This is a genomic window from Pseudomonas sp. SDT291_1_S447 (assembly GCF_054070155.1).
Window position 1 is genome coordinate 1 of record NZ_JBSVXS010000376.1, and the last position, 252, is coordinate 252.

Annotated in this window: 1 protein-coding gene; it reads left to right on the plus strand. The window is 64.7% G+C overall.

What is annotated here, in order from left to right; translation table 11 throughout:
• Positions 1–252 (plus strand): winged helix-turn-helix transcriptional regulator (locus ACW9IR_RS29985; protein WP_457466225.1); only part of this gene is annotated, 252 nt, incomplete at both ends.

A 252-nucleotide genomic window follows, 5' to 3' on the forward strand; every position in this document is an offset into this window, starting at 1 on the left:
ACGCCTTGCACGGCCTGCGCCGCTTCGACGAGTTCTCGCGCAGCCTGGGCATCGCGCCGAATATGCTGACGCGCCGTTTGAATGGCCTGGTGGAGGCGGGGATGTTGGAGCGGCGGCCCTACAGCGAGCGACCGCCACGCTACGAATATGTGCCGACGGCCAAGGGTGAGGACTTCAGTGTGGTGCTGATGTCGCTGGTGGCCTGGGGCAACCGGCATTTCGCCGAAGAAGGCTACAGTGTGGAAGTGGTGG